This is a genomic window from Bacillus altitudinis 41KF2b (genome assembly GCF_000691145.1).
Classification (GTDB): Bacteria; Bacillota; Bacilli; order Bacillales; family Bacillaceae; genus Bacillus; species Bacillus altitudinis.
Genome location: NZ_ASJC01000003.1, coordinates 242,198 through 262,171, shown reverse-complemented (window position 1 = coordinate 262,171; position 19,974 = coordinate 242,198). Strand labels below are relative to the sequence as shown.

General features: G+C 41.3%; 17 protein-coding genes. 13 read left to right on the top strand and 4 right to left on the bottom strand.

Annotation, left to right across the window (positions count from 1 at the left end; translation table 11 throughout):
• Positions 1–5: 5 nt before the first annotated feature.
• From BA79_RS07570 to ytrH, 3 genes are all read right to left on the bottom strand, one after another.
• Positions 6–191, bottom strand: a complete 186-nt coding sequence (locus BA79_RS07570; RefSeq protein ID WP_008346082.1) for a YtzJ family protein — start codon at positions 189–191, stop codon at positions 6–8.
• A 109-nt stretch (positions 192–300) separates the two neighbouring features.
• A complete protein-coding gene (ytrI, locus tag BA79_RS07565) occupies positions 301–804 on the bottom strand; it encodes a sporulation membrane protein YtrI (RefSeq protein ID WP_007501718.1) in 504 nt (167 codons plus the stop codon).
• Positions 801–1,142, bottom strand: coding sequence for a sporulation membrane protein YtrH (ytrH, locus tag BA79_RS07560; protein WP_007501717.1), 342 nt, complete (start codon positions 1,140–1,142; stop codon positions 801–803). The genes ytrI and ytrH overlap by 4 nt, the downstream gene beginning before the upstream one ends.
• Before the next feature lie 137 nt (positions 1,143–1,279).
• Between ytrH and dnaE the strand changes: the two genes are divergently transcribed.
• The 7 genes from dnaE to BA79_RS07525 all read left to right on the top strand — a co-directional run bounded on the left by dnaE (position 1,280) and on the right by BA79_RS07525 (position 11,709).
• Entirely contained in the window at positions 1,280–4,615 is a 3,336-nt protein-coding gene (gene dnaE / locus BA79_RS07555; RefSeq protein WP_035701982.1) for a DNA polymerase III subunit alpha, read from the top strand.
• A gap of 141 nt (positions 4,616–4,756) precedes the next feature.
• On the top strand, positions 4,757–5,989 hold the full coding sequence (gene ystJ, locus BA79_RS07550) for an NADP-dependent malic enzyme (RefSeq protein ID WP_007501712.1): 1,233 nt from the start codon (positions 4,757–4,759) through the stop codon (positions 5,987–5,989).
• Positions 5,990–6,294: 305 nt separating this feature from the next.
• On the top strand, positions 6,295–7,170 hold the full coding sequence (gene accD, locus BA79_RS07545; protein ID WP_008346077.1) for an acetyl-CoA carboxylase, carboxyltransferase subunit beta: 876 nt from the start codon (positions 6,295–6,297) through the stop codon (positions 7,168–7,170).
• Positions 7,155–8,132, top strand: a complete 978-nt coding sequence (accA, locus tag BA79_RS07540; RefSeq protein WP_017358272.1) for an acetyl-CoA carboxylase carboxyl transferase subunit alpha — start codon at positions 7,155–7,157, stop codon at positions 8,130–8,132. The genes accD and accA overlap by 16 nt, the downstream gene beginning before the upstream one ends.
• Before the next feature lie 339 nt (positions 8,133–8,471).
• Positions 8,472–9,431, top strand: coding sequence for a 6-phosphofructokinase (pfkA, locus tag BA79_RS07535; RefSeq protein ID WP_017358271.1), 960 nt, complete (start codon positions 8,472–8,474; stop codon positions 9,429–9,431).
• A 27-nt stretch (positions 9,432–9,458) separates the two neighbouring features.
• Positions 9,459–11,219: a pyruvate kinase gene (pyk, locus tag BA79_RS07530; protein WP_035701978.1), complete on the top strand. Its 1,761-nt coding sequence runs from the start codon at positions 9,459–9,461 to the stop codon at positions 11,217–11,219.
• A gap of 100 nt (positions 11,220–11,319) precedes the next feature.
• Positions 11,320–11,709, top strand: coding sequence for an FxsA family protein (locus tag BA79_RS07525; protein WP_007501703.1), 390 nt, complete (start codon positions 11,320–11,322; stop codon positions 11,707–11,709).
• A gap of 24 nt (positions 11,710–11,733) precedes the next feature.
• Here BA79_RS07525 and ytvI read toward each other — a convergent pair whose 3' ends face one another.
• Entirely contained in the window at positions 11,734–12,852 is a 1,119-nt protein-coding gene (ytvI, locus tag BA79_RS07520) for a sporulation integral membrane protein YtvI (RefSeq protein WP_008346068.1), read from the bottom strand.
• Between the two features lie 100 nt (positions 12,853–12,952).
• On the opposite strand from ytvI, the gene BA79_RS07515 reads away from it, so the two are divergent.
• The 6 genes from BA79_RS07515 to pnpS all read left to right on the top strand — a co-directional run bounded on the left by BA79_RS07515 (position 12,953) and on the right by pnpS (position 19,953).
• Positions 12,953–13,417, top strand: coding sequence for a DUF441 domain-containing protein (locus BA79_RS07515; protein WP_017367832.1), 465 nt, complete (start codon positions 12,953–12,955; stop codon positions 13,415–13,417).
• A gap of 375 nt (positions 13,418–13,792) precedes the next feature.
• Positions 13,793–14,911 (top strand): citrate synthase, encoded by a 1,119-nt coding sequence (gene citZ / locus BA79_RS07510; RefSeq protein ID WP_008346063.1) that lies wholly within the window; start codon positions 13,793–13,795, stop codon positions 14,909–14,911.
• A 146-nt stretch (positions 14,912–15,057) separates the two neighbouring features.
• Entirely contained in the window at positions 15,058–16,329 is a 1,272-nt protein-coding gene (icd, locus tag BA79_RS07505; protein ID WP_008346060.1) for an NADP-dependent isocitrate dehydrogenase, read from the top strand.
• 34 nt (positions 16,330–16,363) lie between these two features.
• Positions 16,364–17,302 (top strand): malate dehydrogenase, encoded by a 939-nt coding sequence (gene mdh / locus BA79_RS07500; RefSeq protein WP_007501693.1) that lies wholly within the window; start codon positions 16,364–16,366, stop codon positions 17,300–17,302.
• A 187-nt stretch (positions 17,303–17,489) separates the two neighbouring features.
• Positions 17,490–18,218 (top strand): response regulator transcription factor, encoded by a 729-nt coding sequence (locus tag BA79_RS07495; RefSeq protein WP_007501691.1) that lies wholly within the window; start codon positions 17,490–17,492, stop codon positions 18,216–18,218.
• Positions 18,211–19,953: a two-component system histidine kinase PnpS gene (pnpS, locus tag BA79_RS07490; protein WP_035701975.1), complete on the top strand. Its 1,743-nt coding sequence runs from the start codon at positions 18,211–18,213 to the stop codon at positions 19,951–19,953. Before BA79_RS07495 ends, pnpS begins: the two co-directional genes overlap by 8 nt.
• The last annotated feature ends 21 nt before the right edge of the window (positions 19,954–19,974 follow it).

Sequence of the window (19,974 nt, the reverse complement as noted above, 5' to 3'; positions counted from 1 at the left end):
AAGGGTTACTTGGATACAGGGATAAACCAGCAGCCGATGTCAGTTGAATCTTCATAGGCTTGGAGATTTTGATGCTTTAATTCTTTTTTAATTAAATGGGCCATCATTTCTGTCTCAGCATAAGCACACATGCCGTCTTTAATCCGGCTTGCTTTGTCTCGTGCCATTTGACGATAGCTGTAAACCTCCATTGTTCTCACCTCTTTCTTATAATCATCTCGTTCTTCTTTTAGTGTATAAAAATAACAAGTGAAAAGCGATCATTGAGTGCAGAAATTCATAAAAATTCCACATCATCTATTATTCAGCAAAGGAAATACGCACTTCAAGCGATAGCTTTGTATAAATGGTCAGCTCAGTGACTTTGGCGCGGTATGCCTTTTCTCTAATCGTATATTCTTTATTTTCCACGGTCCGTTTTAAGAGCTCTTTTGTTTTATAGACACTTTCAATATCCTTTGTGATCACCTCTGAGATATCCTCTTTCACCTGATCTTCAAATTTCAAGGTATCTGGCTCCGGGATTTTGTACTGCTCACGGTTGACGAGGTGAACGTCTACGCTCTGAATAAGCAGACGCTGCTTATTGTCTTCATTTAATTTATGCAAATCTTCCCGATAGAGTGTGATTTGTTCTTTCAGACTGTCCATATGGTGCTGCTGGCTTCTGAGCAGTGTCACTTGCTTCTCTTGAAAGGTGCCATACGTAAAGAGAAAAATCAGCCAGCTGATAATTGCGCCGAACATCATCCCAGCAAAAAAACGCTGCCAGCCTGGACGTTTATACAGCTCAGGCACCCTCATGATGACACATGCTCCTGAGTGAGCCACGTAATCAGGAGATACCCCGTTTGCGCACCGCCCATAGCAGAGATAATTAACAAGATCTGCTTGAAAATATCACGTGTGTTCCCTTCGAAAATCCCTCTTTCAAAACTATAGACCGCATCAAAAGTTCCACCGATTGCCGCAACAAGTGCCCAAATTTTTAAGCGGTTGGCAAGACTTGAAATAATTGATAGCGGTGGCTGACCAGATAAATATGCACCTACCCCGCCGATAATGGCACCGCCCAAAATAACCCCCAGTGCGATAAAATAACAGCTAATAAAGTTTGGAATAAAGGCTTCCTTCACATCCATTTTTCCCACCTCACTCTATTCAATATATGGCGTGTGCTGGACAAGTATGAACGAGCGGAAAAGAAAGAACATTTGTTTCTCACCGCATCGCGTTTTATAATGAAAGAATGAATTTAGACGAAAGGAGTGGATTAAGCATGTCCTATGTTCATCTTCAGGTCCACAGTGGATACAGCTTGTTGAGCAGTGCAGCGAAGGTCAAGGAGCTCGTATTAAAGGCGAAAGAACTTGGCTATCAAGCGCTCGCTCTTACGGATGACCATGTGATGTATGGAACGGTTGAATTTTATAAGGAATGTAAAACACATGGCATCAAGCCGATTATCGGTTTAACAGCTTCTGTCTTCATAGATGAACAAGAGACAGAGGCTTATCCTTTGATCCTCCTTGCCAAAAACAATGAAGGCTATCAAAACTTGATCAAAATTAGCAGTGTCTTGAAATCAAAGTCAAAAACCGGCCTGAAAGAGAAATGGCTGAAAGCCTATCATCATGGCCTTATTGCCATCACACCAGGCGTATCCGGCTATATTGAAACGCTGCTGCAACATGATCAGCTAGATGAAGCAAGGGATGCAGCGAGCCATTTAAAAGATCTTTTTGGTGAGGAACATGTGTATTTAGCCGTTCAGCCGTTTCAGCAGGACGAAGAGCTGTCTCATAAGCTGCGGGAACTCTCAAAAAGGGCGAACATCCCGCTTGTGGCAACAGGTGACGTCCACTATATCCATCAAGAGGACAAAACCGCATATACATGTTTAAAGGCCATTAAAGCAGGCCAGCAGTTATCAGAAATAGAGGAAGACCAAGGAGACAAGCATTTCAGATCGACCGAAGAAATGATGAAGTGGTTTGGTGATGATCCAGAATTGCTGGCAAGAACGGTTGAGATTGCAAACCGCTGTGAGGTCGATTTAAATCTTGGTCAGACGAAACTGCCAACTTATCCGACGCCTGATCAATCAACAGCTGATCAGTTTTTACGAAGAGTGTGCCAAGAAGGCATGAAACGAAGACAGATTGCTTCAAATGACACATATATCAAAAGGCTTGAGTATGAGCTGAGCATCATTCAAAAAATGAATTTCAGTGATTATTTCCTCATTGTGTGGGATTTTATGAAGTATGCTCATGATCATGGCATTGTCACAGGTCCTGGCCGGGGATCAGCAGCAGGCTCTTTAGTTGCGTATGTTCTGTTTATTACAGATGTCGATCCGATTCGTCACGGGCTTTTATTTGAGCGTTTTTTAAATCCTGAACGAATCAGCATGCCGGATATAGATATCGATTTCCCTGACACGAGAAGAGATGAAATCATTTCATATGTAAAAGACAAATATGGGGATATGCATGTGGCGCAAATTGTCACGTTTGGAACACTTGCCGCAAAGGCAGCTTTAAGAGATGTCGGACGTGTGATGGGAATTGATTCAAAAGCAGCAGACCGCCTTGCAAAGCTCATCCCATCAAAGCCAGGGACGACACTGAAAGAAGCGGTGACAGTCTCCTCAGAATTAAAAACACTGCTCCAGCAATCTGAAGAGCTGCAAAGAGTGTTTCAAACCGCTTTAAAGGTAGAAGGATTACCAAGACATACGTCAACACATGCAGCCGGCGTTGTTCTAAGTGAGGAGCCGCTCACACAAGTCGTGCCTATTCAAGAAGGCCATGATGGAGTGTATTTGACGCAATATGCGATGAATTATTTAGAAGATCTCGGTCTTTTAAAAATGGATTTTTTAGGTTTGAGAAACTTAACATTAATTGAATCCATTAAAAACCAGATTGAAAGACAGGAAAACGTCCACATTAACTTTAGTGACATTTCATATGAAGATCAGAAAACGTTTGATTTGTTATCAGCGGGAGATACAACGGGGATTTTCCAGCTGGAGTCACAAGGTATGCGTCAGGTGCTGAGACGACTGAAACCTTCTAGTCTAGAAGATATCGTGGCTGTCAATGCCTTATACCGCCCGGGGCCGATGGAGAATATCCCGCTCTTTATCGACCGAAAGCATGGCAGAGTGAAAGTCTCCTACCCGCATCCAGATTTGTATGACATCTTAAAGGATACATATGGGGTCATCGTCTATCAGGAGCAAATCATGCTGATTGCAGCAAAGATGGCAGGCTTTAAGCTGGGCGAGGCTGATTTACTAAGAAGAGCCGTTTCAAAGAAGGATAAAAAGGTGCTTGATGAAGAGCGAAGCCATTTTGTTGAAGGATGCCTAAAAAAGGAGTATCCTGTTAACATTGCAAATGACGTTTATGACCTAATCGTCAAATTTGCAAACTATGGTTTTAATAGAAGCCATGCTGTTGCATATAGCATGATCGGCTTTCAGCTTGCTTATTTAAAAGCGCATTATCCGTTATATTTTATGTGCGGTCTTTTAACGAGTGTGATTGGAAATGAAGACAAAGTGGCTCAATATTTCTATGAGGCAAAGGAAAAAGGGATATCGGTGTTGAAGCCTTCTATTAATAAGAGCGAATTTCCATTCACGGTTGAAAAAGGGGAGATCCGCTACAGCTTAAGAGCGATCAAAAATGTCGGAGTGTCAGCTGTAAAGGATATATACAGAGCAAGACAGGAAAAGCCATTTGAAGATTTATTTGATTTTTGCGCAAGGGTATCAACAAAGAGTGTCAACCGAAAAACGATTGAAGCCCTCATTTTCTCAGGGGCAATGGATGAGCTTCATCCAAATCGTGCTTCGTTATTAGCATCGATAGATATTGCGTTAGACCATGTGTCATTTTTAACACCTGAGGATCAATTGGACTTTCTTGGGGATACAACGTTCTCCATTAAGCCAAAATATGCGGAGATAGACGAACTGCCGCTTGTTGATCTCCTGCAATTTGAAAAAGAGGCACTCGGGTTATATTTATCAAATCACCCTGTACAAGCGTATCGAGATCGTTTGAGAGAGAATGGTGCAGTGGAAATCATCAGACTTTCTTCCTATATAAAGCGAAAGATCTCAATGGGTGGTCTTTTGACAAAGTTGAAATCGATTCGGACAAAAAATGGACAATCGATGGCATTTGTCACATTCGGGGATGAAACGGGAGAAATGGAAGGTGTCGTCTTTCCAGAGCAATTTAGAAAGCTGTCCCCCTTACTTGAGGAGGGCGCAATGCTTTATGTTGAAGGCAGAATAGATGTCAGAAATGAGAGCAGTCAAATCATCGTACAAGAAGCTGTTCTACTGGAAGAGATGGGCTCTAAAAGAAAAGAATCTGTCTACATTCGAGTCAAAGAAGAGAACCATACGCAGGAGCTGCTAGAACAAGTGAAACGAGTGATCTCCATGCACAGGGGAGAAGCAGATGTCTATTTGTATTATGAAAAGCAAAAAAAGACGATGAGACTTCCAGATGCATACAAAGTTCATGCAGATCATGCGGTCATTTTCCAGTTAAAAGAGCTGCTCGGTGAACAAAACGTTGTGATTAAATGATGACAAATCGTCTGAATATGTTTTACAATTTCACCTATTGTGTTATCATTTTAAAGATTCTGTGTATTTAAACTGCCAAGTATGTGCTTATCAACTTAGCAATTCATTAAATCATTTTCCACTTGAAGGAGTGTTCATCACATGTCATTAAGAGAAGAAGCATTACATATGCACAAAGAGAATCAAGGCAAACTCGAATCAAAATCAAAGGTACAAGTGAAAAATGCGAAAGACTTGAGCTTGGCTTACTCACCAGGTGTGGCAGAGCCATGTAAAGATATTTATGACGACACAAGCAAAGTGTATGATTATACAATGAAAGGCAATATGGTCGCTGTTGTCACAGACGGAAGTGCTGTGTTAGGGCTTGGAAACATTGGGGCAGAAGCATCTCTTCCAGTAATGGAAGGAAAAGCTGTCTTATTCAAAAGCTTTGCAGGTGTTGATGCATTCCCAATCGCACTTGCAACAAACGATGTAGACAAAATCGTTGAAACAGTGAAGCTTCTTGAGCCGACATTTGGCGGCGTGAACCTTGAAGATATTGCAGCACCAAACTGCTTTATCATTGAAGAGCGTTTGAAAAAAGAGACAAACATTCCTGTTTTCCACGATGATCAGCACGGGACAGCAATTGTAACAGTGGCAGGACTTGTGAATGCACTGAAGCTATCTGGAAAATCAATGTCTTCAATTAAAGTGGTTGCAAACGGCGCTGGAGCAGCAGGAATTGCGATTATCAAACTTCTTTATCATTTCGGTGTACGTGATATCATCATGTGTGATACAAAAGGCGCTATTTATGAAGGCCGTCCGAATGGTATGAATGCAGTGAAAAATGAAGTAGCTAAATTCACGAACCAAGATCGTAAAGAAGGTTCTTTAGAAGAAGTGATTGAAGGCGCAGATGTCTTTATCGGCGTTTCAGTAGCAGGTGCTTTAACTAAAGAAATGGTTGGGAAAATGGCAAAAGATCCTGTCATCTTCGCAATGGCGAATCCAAACCCAGAGATCATGCCAGAAGATGCACATGCAGCAGGTGCAAGTGTTGTAGGAACTGGCCGTTCTGACTTCCCGAACCAAGTGAACAACGTCCTTGCATTCCCTGGTATTTTCCGCGGGGCGCTTGATGTACGTGCGACACACATTAACGAAGAAATGAAAATTGCAGCTGTTGAAGCGATTGCTTCCCTTGTATCAGATGAAGAATTGTCAGCGGAATACGTTATCCCTGCACCATTTGATGCACGAGTAGCGCCAGCGGTAGCCAAAGCAGTGGCAAAAGCAGCAATGGAAACGGGCGTTTCAAGAATCAAAGTAGACCCAGAAGCTGTTGCAGAAAAAACAAGAAAATTAACGATTATCGGCGAGTAATCGAATTGGAAAAGTGTGCACGTTTTTTCTGAATTTGGAGGAAAAACGTGCACCATTTCCTCTCTTTCACGAAATTTTTTTCATCCTAAATGAGATTTTTTTGTAGACGTTCACAATTCACATATACCAACTACTCAGCGCCCCAAACCTATACTCATTTCTCATCAATTCCCCACTGAAAAAATTGAATGAAGGATGACAGCGTTTGACAAAAAAAGTACAATAGTTTCGGTACAGTTATGACATGTCCTATAATAGTGGATGTGCGTGTAAAGAAAAAACCCTTCAAAAAGGGAGGTAGTCATTTGTCAATCAAGAATATTTTCAGTAAAAAGAAAAAATATGCATCTGTACCCTCTGAACAGGCAAGTCAAGATGTGCCTGAAGGCATCATGACCAAATGTCCGCAATGTAAAAAAATAATGCTCACCAAAGAACTAGATAAAAATTTACGTGTTTGCATGAATTGCGGCAGACATTTGCAAATGAATGCAAAACAACGTATTGAAAGCCTTGTAGACGAAGGCACATTTGAAGAATTTAATGGTCACCTCATTTCTGAGAACCCGCTCGGTTTCCCAGGCTACGAAGAAAAGCTTCAGAAAGACAGAGAAAAAACATCTTTGAATGAAGCCATCGTAACAGGAAAAGGTGAAATTAAAGGTCAAAGTGCTGTCATTGCTGTCATGGATGCCACGTTCCGTATGGGCAGCATGGGCTCAGTTGTTGGTGAAAAGATTACATTAGCTATTGAGAAAGCAAAAGCGGACAAGGTGCCATTTATCATCTTCACTGCATCTGGAGGAGCAAGAATGCAAGAGGGGATTCTTAGTCTAATGCAGATGGCAAAAACAAGTTCAGCATTAAAGCTGTTCAGCGAGGATCAAGGTCTGATTATCTCTGTGATGACCAATCCGACAACTGGCGGTGTATCAGCTAGTTTTGCGTCTCTCGGTGATTACAACTTTGCAGAGCCTGGTGCATTAATTGGTTTTGCTGGTCGCAGAATCATTGAACAAACCATTCGTGAAGACCTACCAGAGGACTTCCAAACGGCTGAATTTTTAATGAAGCATGGTCAGCTAGATGCTGTGATTCACCGTGCAGAAATGAAAGAAACATTAGGCCAAATCTTAGCATTACACAGCACAGGAGGTGAACGAGAGTGGCTGGAGAACTAGAATTTGAAAAACCTGTCATTGAACTTCGAGCGAAAATTGATGAATTGAAAAAGTTCACACAAAACTCAGAGATGGATTTAAGTGCGGAAATTGAGCGCCTTGAAACGCGTCTGAGTAAGCTTGAAACAGACATTTATACAAATTTAAAGCCGTGGGACAGAGTACAAATTGCTCGTCATGCGATGCGCCCAACAACTCTCGATTACATTCAAGAGCTGTTTGATCACTTTTTCGAATGTCACGGTGACCGTTTTTATGGCGACGATGAAGCCATCGTTGGAGGAATTGCCACGTTTAAAGGACTTCCTGTCACAGTCATTGGTCATCAGCGCGGAAAAGACACAAAAGAAAACTTGCGCCGTAATTTCGGGATGCCGCATCCAGAAGGTTACCGTAAAGCATTGCGCTTGATGAAACAAGCAGATAAATTTAATCGTCCAATCATTTGCTTTATTGATACAAAAGGAGCTTATCCTGGTAAAGCAGCTGAAGAACGCGGGCAAAGTGAAGCAATTGCGAAAAACCTTTTCGAAATGGCAGGACTTCGTGTACCGGTTGTCTGTATTGTCATTGGAGAAGGCGGAAGTGGCGGAGCACTAGGCTTAGGCGTAGGAAACCACCTATTTATGCTAGAGAACTCAACATATTCAGTGATTTCACCTGAAGGTGCAGCAGCACTGCTCTGGAAGGACTCATCACTTGCAAAAAAAGCTGCAGAATCAATGAAAATTACCGCTCCAGACCTAAAAGAATTAGATATTATAGATGATGTTATTAAAGAAGTGCAAGGTGGAGCACACCGAGACGTGAAACAACAAGCAGCCTACATTGAAAAAACATTAAAACAGTCACTTACATCTTTGCTCAAACAATCGCCTGAAGAATTAGTCGAACAAAGATATCAAAAATACAAAGCAATCGGCAAAGTATCGATTGAAAATCAATATATTGGGGTAAACTAAATAAACGTACAGCCTTTTGGCTGGCGTTTATTTTTTTCGTCTTTTTTCATCAAAACGATCTGATGTAAGCGCTATTTGAAAATAATTTTCTTTTGTTTTCATAAAATTTGAAACGTCTGAAAACGTTGATTTGACAAGGTTTAGAGCACTTGAATCAACTGTTTTTTGAACAAAGTGCTTTCATGACTTTCTTAACTTTTGTTTAAAAACATTTTATTTAATTGTATAATAAGTACGGTTTTAGAAATTCGTATTGAAAACATCCGGTTTTGCTCATGATTGTTTTCAAGCAGTGGAAATGGTATGTTTAATTCATATATGGTCTCTGAGGTGAAAAAGATGAAGCGTATAGGAGTTTTAACGAGCGGTGGGGATTCCCCAGGAATGAATGCAGCTGTGCGCGCAGTTGTAAGGAAAGCAATTTACCATAATGTAGAAGTTTACGGTATTTATAATGGATATTCAGGTCTAATTAACGGTAAAATTGAGAAACTCGAAATAGGTTCAGTAGGCGATATCATTCATCGTGGAGGAACAAAACTTTACACGGCAAGATGTCCTGAATTCAAGACAGTTGAAGGTCGTGAAAAAGGGATTGAGAACTTAAAAAAATTCGGTATTGAAGGACTTGTTGTCATCGGTGGAGATGGCTCATTCATGGGAGCGAAGAAATTAACAGAGCTCGGTTTTCCATGTGTAGGTGTCCCTGGCACGATTGACAATGACATTCCTGGTACTGATTTCACTATTGGCTTTGATACAGCACTAAATACAGTCATTGATGCCATTGATAAAATTCGTGATACAGCCACATCTCATGAACGTACATACGTAGTGGAAGTAATGGGAAGACATGCAGGGGATATTGCCCTTTGGTCAGGTCTTGCAGGCGGAGCTGAATCGATTTTGATTCCTGAAGCAGACTATGACATGGACGAAATTATTGCCAGATTGAGAAGAGGACATGAGCGCGGCAAGAAACACAGTATCATCATCGTCGCAGAAGGCGTAGGCAGCGGTGTCGAATTTGGTAAGAGAATTGAAGAGGAGACAAGCCTTGAAACGCGTGTATCTGTCTTAGGACATATTCAGCGTGGAGGTTCTCCAAGTGCGTTTGACCGAGTGCTCGCAAGTCGCTTAGGAGCGTATGCAGTAGAACTTCTTCTTGAAGGAAGAGGCGGACGCTGTGTAGGCATTCAAAGCAACGAACTCGTTCATCACGATATTTTAGACATCTTAGATAAAAAGCATACAGTCGATCAAAATATGTACCGACTTTCACAAGAGCTCTCTATATAAAACGAGAAGACCTTAGGAGGAACAGTAATGAGAAAGACAAAAATCGTTTGTACAATCGGTCCAGCAAGTGAAAGCATTGAAAAGCTGACTGAATTGATTGAAGCAGGAATGAATGTAGCCAGACTAAACTTCTCTCATGGAGATTTTGAAGAGCATGGTGCACGTATTGAAAACATTCGCAAAGCAGGTAAAACTTTAGGCAAGGACATTGCGATCCTTCTTGATACAAAAGGTCCAGAGATCCGTACACGCACAGTTGAAAACGGCTCAATTGAGTTAGTTGCTGGTGCTGATCTTATCGTGAGTATGGAAGACATTGTGGGAAACACTGAAAAAATCAGTGTGACGTACGAAGATTTAATTCATGATGTAGGAGTGGGCTCAACCATCTTATTAGATGATGGTCTGATTGGTCTAGAAGTAAAAGAATTAAATATGGACCGAAAAGAAATCGTCACAAAAGTGATGAATACAGGTACACTGAAAAACAAAAAAGGTGTCAACGTACCGGGTGTGAGTGTGAACTTGCCGGGTATTACAGAAAAGGATGCCAATGATATTCTGTTCGGAATTGAACAAGGTGTCGATTTCATCGCAGCTTCTTTTGTAAGACGAGCTTCTGATGTTCTTGAAATTCGTGAGCTGCTTGAAAAGAACAACGCAGCTGACATTCAAATTATTCCTAAGATTGAAAACCAAGAGGGCGTTGATAACATCGATGAAATCCTTGAGGTATCAGATGGATTGATGGTCGCTCGTGGAGATCTTGGTGTTGAGATTCCGGCAGAAGAAGTACCGCTTGTTCAAAAAATGCTGATCAAAAAATGCAACCGTTTAGGCAAGCCTGTCATCACAGCAACTCAAATGCTGGATAGCATGCAGCGTAACCCGCGTCCAACTCGTGCAGAAGCAAGTGATGTGGCAAATGCTATTTTTGACGGTACAGATGCGATCATGCTATCTGGTGAAACAGCAGCAGGAACATATCCAGTTGAAGCTGTGCAAACAATGCACAACATTGCCTCACGTTCAGAGGAAGCACTTAACTATAAAGCAATCCTTTCTCGCAGAAGCGAAGAAGTAGAGGTCAGCATTACAGATGCGATCGGTCAATCTGTTGCGCACACAGCTATGAAGCTTGATGTGGCAGCGATTGTGACACCTACTGAGAGTGGTCATACTGCAAGAATGATTTCAAAATATAGACCAAAAGCACCAATCGTAGCAGTCACAGCAAACGAATCAGTGGCAAGAAAACTTTCACTCGTATTCGGTGTATTTGCAAAGAGCGGTTCAAAAACGACATCTACTGATGAAATGCTTGAGAATGCAGTAGAAAAGTCAATTGAAACAGGCTATGTAAGACATGGTGATTTAATCGTGATTACAGCTGGTGTGCCAGTTGGTGAAACAGGTACAACCAACTTAATGAAAGTGTATGTTGTCGGTGACATCATTGCGAAGGGTCAAGGAATTGGCCGCAAATCTGCATTTGGACCGGTTGTTATTGCACAGAGCGGAAAAGAAGCAGAGGAAAAAATGTACGATGGTGCGATTCTTGTCGCAAACTGCACAGATCGTGATATGATGGGTGCTTTAGAAAAAGCGTCTGCCCTTATCACGGAAGAAGGCGGTTTAACAAGCCATGCAGCAGTCGTTGGGCTCAGTCTTGGCATTCCAGTCATTGTTGGTCTCGACAGTGCCACAACACTTCTAAAAGAAGGCGAAGAGATTACAGTAGATCCAGCACGCGGAGCGATCTACAAAGGCCGTGCAAGCGTCCTTTAAATCACACACGAGGGGAGTTATCTGACTCCTCTCTTTTTTTATGTTACACTAAAAAAAGTAAACAGCTTTCGATGAAAGAGACCCCATGAGGTGATATGGCTTGAAAAAATATTTTCTACTATTATTGATTCTGTTCCCAGCAGTTGAAATTAGTTTATTTTTAATCTCAAGTAACATCATTGGTATTTTACCAACGATGCTAGTCATTGTGCTGACAAGTGCACTAGGTGCTTACTTTGCAAGAAAACAAGGAATAGAAGCATTTCAGAAAGTGCAGCGAGATTTACAATATGGCAAAATGCCAGGGGCCACCATTGTCGATGGCTTCTGCATTCTGATCGGTGGTTTGCTGCTGCTCATACCTGGATTCCTTTCTGATCTGATTGGGGCTGTTCTGCTCATTCCCATGACAAGAAAACGGATCAAACCGCTCTTTGAGCGCTGGCTTAGAAACATGTCCAATCGCAAACGCTATACGATTATACGCTAAAGAGACCTTCGCATCAGGTCTCTTTTACTTTTGCGCACCATACCGAATGTACTGATAAAGGTCTCTGAAAACCCCTGCATTACGAAACGCCTGCCAAACGACAAGAGAAGCGGGACCGAGTGCAAGTCCAAGAAAACCAAAGCATTTTAACCCGACAAACAGTGCCACGAGTGTTGCTAAAGGATTAAGACCGATTGATTTACTTAAGACTTTTGGCTCTGATATTTGTCTTTGAATGAGCACCACAATATACAAAATGCCCAGTCCAATGGCGAGTGAAAGATTTCCTGTCATGGCGGAGTAAATGATCCACGGAAGAAAAACCGTGCCACTGCCGATGTAAGGAAGTAAATCAACTAGACCAATACATAGAGCGATCACAATCGCATGCTCGACCTTTAAGATGAAAAGTCCAATCAGCACGATACCAATGGTCATGGCAACAAGGAGAAGCTGGGCTTTCATAAAGCCAGAAATGGCTTTTTTGATTTCAGATAAAATGGCACGTGTATGAAGCATCCATTTGGCGGGAAAGATACGAGAACCATATTTTTTTAACGTAAACCAATCTTTTGTGATAAAAAAAGTCGCTAGTGCGGAAAATAAAAGCGTCGCTGCTGCATCAGGCAAAAGACCTAAAAAAGCTGGAATGAATTCAAGAGTTTTTGAAAGGAAAGTCCCGATTTTTGCCGCTGCTTCGTCACCAAGTGCTTGGATTTGTCCTAAAATCGATTCCTTTTGACCTGCTTGAAGAGTATTAAATTGAGCAGTCAAATCATGATATAAAGGCAAAATCTGATCTGTGAAAAAACGTTCCACGATCCCAATCATTTGGTCAAGATGACCTGGAAGTACCTTTGCTAAATAAGCACTTCCTGAAATGATTTCCGCTACTAAAAGTGTCATGAATCCGGCTGCTACCACTAAAAAGAGTAATAGCACAATGATGACAACAAAACCTCTTGGCATCCCGGTCATGTTTTCGATTTTACATACGGCTGGATGAATCAAACACGACACGGCAAATGCAATCCAAAATGGATATAAAAACGGAAAAGACTGATATAAAAAAACAACCGCACAAACGGCGATGCTGAAAATCATCAAACTTCGCAAAAAAATGGCCACATACGTGTGATTCACACAATCCCCTCCAAAAAACAAGCATGTCCGATACTTCATTTTATTCAAAAAGATTAGTAATATGAAAAGGTCGCAATAAAAAGAAAGAAAGGAGCGGCGTATGTTCACTCAAGCCAATTTATTTTTAATTCTTTTACTCGTCATTGCACTCATAGCGAAGAACAATTCGTTAATTTTAGCGGTTTCTGTGCTGATTGCGATTAAACTCATTGGATTAGATCAAAAAATTTTCCCGGTTCTGCAATCAAAAGGTATCAATTGGGGTGTGACGGTCATCACGATCGCAGTGCTTGTACCGATCGCAACAGGGGACATTGGATTTAAACAGCTTGGAGAAGCAATGAAATCCTCTTATGCTTGGATTGCACTCGGAGCGGGTATATTAGTAGCATTAATTGCAAAAAACGGCATTGTGCTACTCGAAAACGATCCGCATATCACCGCAGCACTTGTATTCGGTACGATTTTGGCAGTCAGCTTATTCAAAGGTGTGGCTGTTGGCCCGCTGATTGGTGCTGGAATTGCCTATTTAGCGATGCAAGCAGTGAAATTTTTCAGCGGTTAAAAAGAGAGTGGCTCATGCCACTTTCTTTTGATATTTTTTCTGACGTGAGCTTTTGCAAAAAAACATAATTAAATATATTAAAAGAAGCAAAATCCCTTTATTCCATGCCCGAACCGGAAGGCTGGAAAAAAAAATATCAAAAAAAATTATAGTTAAACATTTAACAAATGTCTGATTATTGTTTATAATGGGAATAGGCTTAATTTTGAACTCATTGATCAAACACGAGATATGAGGCTAAAAGCGCTCTAACCGTATAGGTAAATGTAAGCATTTTCTTTTCTAAACCTGCCAGCCTATTTTGGTTGGATAGCGCTTTCAAAAAGCGAGAATTTTGCAACGAAGGGGAATCTTTTTAAAAAGGGGAGATTGAACATGACAGCAACAAGAGGTCTTGAAGGTATCGTGGCAACAACTTCATCCGTAAGCTCAATTATTGATGATACTCTTACTTATGTAGGGTACAATATCGATGATTTAACTGAAAAAGCGACTTTCGAAGAAATTGTCTACCTGTTATGGCACTTAAAGCTGCCGAATGAGCAGGAGCTAAGCGAGTTAAAGCAGCAGCTCAATGAAAATGCTCATATTCCGCAAGAGATCATTGAGCACTTTAAATCTTATTCGCTGGATGGGGTTCATCCAATGTCTGCGATTCGTACAGCGGTATCCTTATTAGGTTTACTTGATGACGAATCAGAGATTATGGACAAAGAAGCGAATTACAGAAAAGCCATTCGCTTACAAGCGAAAATTTCTGGACTTGTCGCTGCATTCTCACGTATTCGAAAGGGACTTGAGCCTGTACAGCCAAAAGAAGAATACAGCTATGCTGCAAACTTCTTATATATGCTAAACGGCGAAGAGCCTTCACCAGTAGAAATTGAAGCGATTGATAAAGCGCTCATTCTACATGCGGATCACGAATTAAACGCATCGACATTTACAGCACGTGTATGTGTTGCTACACTATCAGATATCTACTCTGGTGTAACAGCAGCTATCGGCGCATTGAAAGGACCACTTCATGGCGGCGCAAATGAAGGCGTAATGAAGATGCTGTCAGAAATTGGCGAAGTTGAAAACGTAGATTCCTATATTCATGGTAAGCTAGAGAAGAAAGAGAAAATTATGGGCTTTGGCCACCGCGTTTACCGCCAGGGTGACCCGCGTGCAAAACATTTAAAAGAAATGAGCCAGCGCTTAACAAATCTGACAGGCGAGCCAAAATGGTATGAAATGTCTGTACGCGCAGAGGAAATCGTGACATCAGAGAAAAATCTTCCACCAAATGTTGATTTTTATTCTGCTTCTGTCTATCACAGTCTTGGGATTGATCATGACTTGTTTACACCAATTTTCGTGATCAGCCGATTCTCTGGATGGATTGCTCACATTTTAGAGCAATATGACAACAACCGTCTGATCCGTCCAAGAGCTGACTATATTGGACCTGATCTTCAAACGTTTGTTCCGATCAGTGAAAGAGACTAATGTTTATAGAATAGCGGAGGCTGATCCATCTAAACCAATCAGCCTCCATATCAACAAAAAACGAATCACGTGAAAAACTTCTTGGCTTGCAGACATCAAGCTTGGAAGTTTCAAATATTCACTACATAACCTGGGAGGTAATATCATTGTCACAAGGCGAAAAAATTACAGTTACTGGCGGCGTATTGAATGTACCAAATAATCCAATTATCCCGTTTATCGAAGGGGACGGAATCGGTCCTGACATTTGGAAAGCAGCATCAAGAGTTCTTGAAGCAGCTGTAGAAAAAGCATATAAAGGTGAAAAGCAAATCACTTGGAAAGAAGTATATGCAGGTGAAAAAGCTTACAATAAAACGGGCGAGTGGCTTCCAGAGCAAACACTTGAAGACATTCGTGAATATTTAATCGCGATCAAAGGACCACTGACAACACCAATTGGCGGAGGAATCCGTTCATTGAACGTGGCACTAAGACAAGAGCTTGATTTATTCACATGCTTACGTCCAGTTCGCTGGTTCCAAGGCGTACCATCTCCTGTGAAACGTCCAGAAGACACAGACATGGTCATCTTCCGTGAAAACACTGAAGATATCTATGCAGGAATCGAGTATGCAAAAGGATCAGACGAAGTGAAGAAGTTAATCGACTTCTTGAAAAACGAATTAGGTGTGAATAAAATCCGTTTCCCAGAAACATCAGGTATCGGAATCAAACCAGTTTCTGAAGAAGGAACATCTCGTCTTGTCAGAGCAGCGATCCAATATGCGATTGACCAAGGCCGTAAATCTGTGACACTTGTTCACAAAGGAAACATCATGAAATTTACAGAAGGAGCCTTCAAAAACTGGGGCTACGAAGTGGCTGAAAAAGAGTTCGGCGACAAAGTCTTTACATGGGCACAATATGATCGTATTGTAGAACAAGATGGAAAAGATGCGGCAAACAAAGCGCAAAGTGAAGCAGAAGCTGCTGGCAAAATCATTGTCAAAGACAGCATTGCAGATATTTTCCTTCAACAAATTTTAACTCGTCCAGCTGAGTTCGATGTTGTCGCAACAATGAACTTAAACGGAGACTACATCTCTGACGCACTTGCAGCACAAGTTGGTGGAATTGGTATCGCACCTGGTGCAAACATCAACTACGAAACAGGACACGCTATTTTTGAAGCGACTCACGGAACAGCACCGAAATATGCTGGTCTTGATAAAGTGAATCCATCTTCTGTTCTTCTATCAGGCGTGCTTTTACTTGAGCACCTTGGATGGCAAGAAGCTGCTGATCTAGTGATTCAATCTGTTGAAAAAACAATTGCATCTAAAGTCGTCACGTACGATTTTGCTAGATTAATGGACGGTGCAACAGAAGTGAAATGTTCTGAGTTTGCTGACGAGCTCATCAAAAACTTGTCTTGATTCTTAAACTTTAAAGTTAAAGGGGAAAAAGGAAATGGCAAACAAGCGTAAAAAAGTATCTGTCATCGGAGCAGGCTTTACTGGAGCAACTACAGCATTTCTAACAGCTCAAAAAGAATTAGCGGATGTCGTATTAGTGGATATCCCTCAGCTTGAGAACCCGACAAAAGGGAAAGCACTTGACATGCTGGAAGCAAGCCCTGTTCAAGGCTTCGATGCGAATATTACAGGAACTTCTAACTACGAAGATACAGCCGGTTCTGATGTCGTGGTCATTACGGCAGGAATTGCAAGAAAGCCGGGAATGAGCCGTGACGACCTCGTGTCAACAAATGAAAAAATCATGCGCAGTGTGACACGTGAAATCGTTAAATATTCTCCAGAAGCGATCATTGTTGTGTTAACAAACCCTGTTGATGCAATGACATATGCAGTTTATAAAGAATCAGGATTACCAAAAGAAAAAGTCATCGGACAATCAGGAATTCTTGATACAGCACGTTTCCGTACGTTCGTTGCTCAAGAATTAAACCTATCTGTGAAAGATGTGACGGGCTTTGTTCTTGGCGGACATGGGGACGACATGGTTCCTCTTGTACGTTACTCTTATGCAGGCGGTATCCCGCTGGAAACATTAATTCCTAAAGAGCGAATTGATGCAATTGTTGAAAGAACAAGAAAAGGCGGCGGTGAAATCGTTAACCTATTAGGTAACGGTAGTGCGTATTATGCACCTGCTGCTTCACTCGTTGAAATGGTTGAGGCGATCTTAAAAGATCAACGCCGCGTCATGCCGACGATTGCATACCTTGAAGGTGAATATGGCTACGAAGGCATTTACCTTGGCGTTCCAACAATCGTAGGTGGAAACGGCCTTGAGCAGATCATCGAGCTTGAGCTGACAGAAGAAGAAAGAAGTCAGCTTGACCGTTCTGTTGAATCTGTAAAGAACGTCATGAAAGTATTGTCTTAATATGAATAAAAAAGAAGGCTTCTCGTATGAGGAGTCTTCTTTTTGTTTACAAAACCAATCTTGTCGAAATTTTAAATTGTTCTCTTGTTAAGCTTTCGTTAAAATGAAAGAGAAAGCATGACTTCTCGCTTTTCACATAAGATACAAAAAACCGGATGCAGGGGAAATCACTAATTGGAGGCACAACATGAATAAAAAAATATTAGTTGTGGATGATGAAGAATCAATTGTAACACTTCTAAGCTATAACCTTGAAAGGGCGGGCTACGATGTCGTCACAGCAAGAGACGGAGAAGAAGCGCTTGAAAAAGCAGCAAGTGAACAGCCTGATCTGATTGTGCTTGATTTAATGCTTCCGAAAATGGACGGCATTGAAGTGTGCAAACAACTGAGAATTCAAAAAATGATGTTCCCTATTTTAATGCTGACAGCAAAGGACGATGAATTTGATAAGGTGCTCGGTCTTGAACTTGGAGCCGATGATTACATGACAAAACCTTTCAGTCCTAGAGAAGTGGGTGCTCGGGTAAAAGCCATTTTGAGAAGAGCACAGCAATCTCAGCCGGCTCCCGTGCAAGAAGAGAAGGAAGAGATCATTGCAGACCAAATCAAAATTGGAGACCTGCGCATTTTACCTGAACATTACGAAGTCTATTTCCAAGAAGAACGTCTAGAGCTCACGCCAAAGGAATTTGAACTGCTTCTTTATTTGGCTAAGCATAAAGGCCGTGTTCTTACGCGTGATCTATTGTTAAGTGCGGTTTGGAATTATGACTTTGCAGGTGATACTCGTATTGTGGATGTGCATATCAGCCACTTGCGGGACAAAATTGAAAAGAACACGAAAAAACCAACATATATTAAAACCATTCGAGGCTTAGGCTACAAATTGGAGGAGCCAAAGCCAAATGAGTAAAGTGAGAACCCGCCTTTTTTCTGGGCTCATTTTTCTCCTGTTTATTGTGTTTGTTGCGCTTGGTCTTTTCTTGGATCATATGTTTCATATTTTCTATGAAACAAAATTAACCGAACGAATGGAAAAGGAATCGAGTTTTCTCCTTTCTTCAATGAATGTTGAAGATTTGAACGCGGAGCAAAACAAGAAGATTCTCAATCAAGCAAAGCAGCATCTCGATATGAATGCGTCGATTGTGGACGTGAAGGGGAATATCATACATACAACGGGTCAAGCAGAACAAAGAGCCGTCATTTTAAACACGCTGGAAAATGAGCAGCTCCAAACAAAAGGAATGTTCATTGAGGATGAGAAAGATGCGCTGTTTCATTATGCAGTTCCAATGATGAAACAAAACGAACCGGCGGGATATTTATTTCTTCATGCTTCATTCCAGCCTTTGAATGAGATTGATGGTCAGCTCTGGCTTGCATTAGCCTTTTGTCTTGGTTCAGCCATCATTATCATCGTCTTCTTTGGCTATCGCATGTCGATGAAGTATGTAAAGCCGATTGATTATGCCACAAAGGTGGCCAAACAGCTTGAACGAGGGAACTATGATACAAATAACTATGAAGAGCTGATCATTGAAACAAGTGAACTCAATACATCAATGAAGCGTCTGGCAGAAAGTCTTCAAGACATGACAAGCGCTGGCGAAATGCAGCGAGATCGTCTGCAAACAGTCATTGAAAACATTGGAGCGGGGATTATTTTGATTGATAAAATGGGCTATATTCACTTAGTCAATCGAACATTCCGCAAGCAATTCAAAGTGCAAAAACATATTTACATGCACAAGCTGTATCATGAAGCCTTTACCCATGAAGAGATTATTGAGTTAATAGACGAAATTTTCATGACAGAAACCAAGGTCCGAAAGTTTTTACGTCTCGCTGTTGACATCGAGCGCCGTTATTTTCAAGTCGATGGTGTTCCGATCTTAAGTACAGACGATGAATGGAAAGGAATTGTTCTTGTCTTTCATGATGTGACAGAAACAAAGCAGCTAGAACAGATGCGAAAAGACTTTGTCGCTAACGTGTCACACGAATTAAAGACACCGATCACGTCAATTAAAGGCTTTTCTGAAACACTTCTGGATGGTGCCATTGACGACAAAGAAGCGCTGACACAATTTTTGTCCATCATCCTAAAAGAGAGTATTCGTTTAGAAACGCTCATCCAAGACTTACTTGATCTCTCGAAAATTGAACAGCAGCATTTTAAGCTGAATATTCAAGAAGCCAATGCGACAGAAATCATTCAAGAGATTGAAGTGCTGCTAAAACAAAAGGCTGCTGAAAAAGGCATTGACCTACAAGTGCGTGTCCCGAAAGAGCCGGTCTATGTCATGGCAGATCCGCTGAGATTAAAACAAATTTTCCTCAACCTGATCAATAATGCCCTCACCTATACACCAGAGGGAGGAAGTGTCACGATCACAGCAAGACAGAGGAAAGACAGCTATGAATTTGATGTAACAGATACAGGGATCGGTATGAAAAAGAGTGAAATTCCAAGAATATTCGAGAGATTTTATCGAATTGATAAAGATAGAAGTAGAAACTCAGGCGGTACAGGGCTTGGTCTTGCCATTGTCAAACACCTTGTCGAAGCACATGAAGGAACGATTTCTGTTCATAGCAAACAAGGCAAAGGAACGACGTTTACCGTGAGTTTAAAGTCAAAATAGAGAAGAATGGAAAGTGGCGTT

Coding starts and splice junctions, on each gene's coding strand:
- BA79_RS07570 (WP_008346082.1), bottom strand. CDS start 191: ATGGAGGTTTACAGCTATCGTCAAATGGCACGAGACAAAGCAAGCCGG.
- ytrI (WP_007501718.1), bottom strand. CDS start 804: ATGAGGGTGCCTGAGCTGTATAAACGTCCAGGCTGGCAGCGTTTTTTT.
- ytrH (WP_007501717.1), bottom strand. CDS start 1,142: ATGGATGTGAAGGAAGCCTTTATTCCAAACTTTATTAGCTGTTATTTT.
- dnaE (WP_035701982.1), top strand. CDS start 1,280: ATGTCCTATGTTCATCTTCAGGTCCACAGTGGATACAGCTTGTTGAGC.
- ystJ (WP_007501712.1), top strand. CDS start 4,757: ATGTCATTAAGAGAAGAAGCATTACATATGCACAAAGAGAATCAAGGC.
- pfkA (WP_017358271.1), top strand. CDS start 8,472: ATGAAGCGTATAGGAGTTTTAACGAGCGGTGGGGATTCCCCAGGAATG.
- pyk (WP_035701978.1), top strand. CDS start 9,459: ATGAGAAAGACAAAAATCGTTTGTACAATCGGTCCAGCAAGTGAAAGC.
- BA79_RS07515 (WP_017367832.1), top strand. CDS start 12,953: ATGTTCACTCAAGCCAATTTATTTTTAATTCTTTTACTCGTCATTGCA.
- citZ (WP_008346063.1), top strand. CDS start 13,793: ATGACAGCAACAAGAGGTCTTGAAGGTATCGTGGCAACAACTTCATCC.
- mdh (WP_007501693.1), top strand. CDS start 16,364: ATGGCAAACAAGCGTAAAAAAGTATCTGTCATCGGAGCAGGCTTTACT.
- BA79_RS07495 (WP_007501691.1), top strand. CDS start 17,490: ATGAATAAAAAAATATTAGTTGTGGATGATGAAGAATCAATTGTAACA.
- pnpS (WP_035701975.1), top strand. CDS start 18,211: ATGAGTAAAGTGAGAACCCGCCTTTTTTCTGGGCTCATTTTTCTCCTG.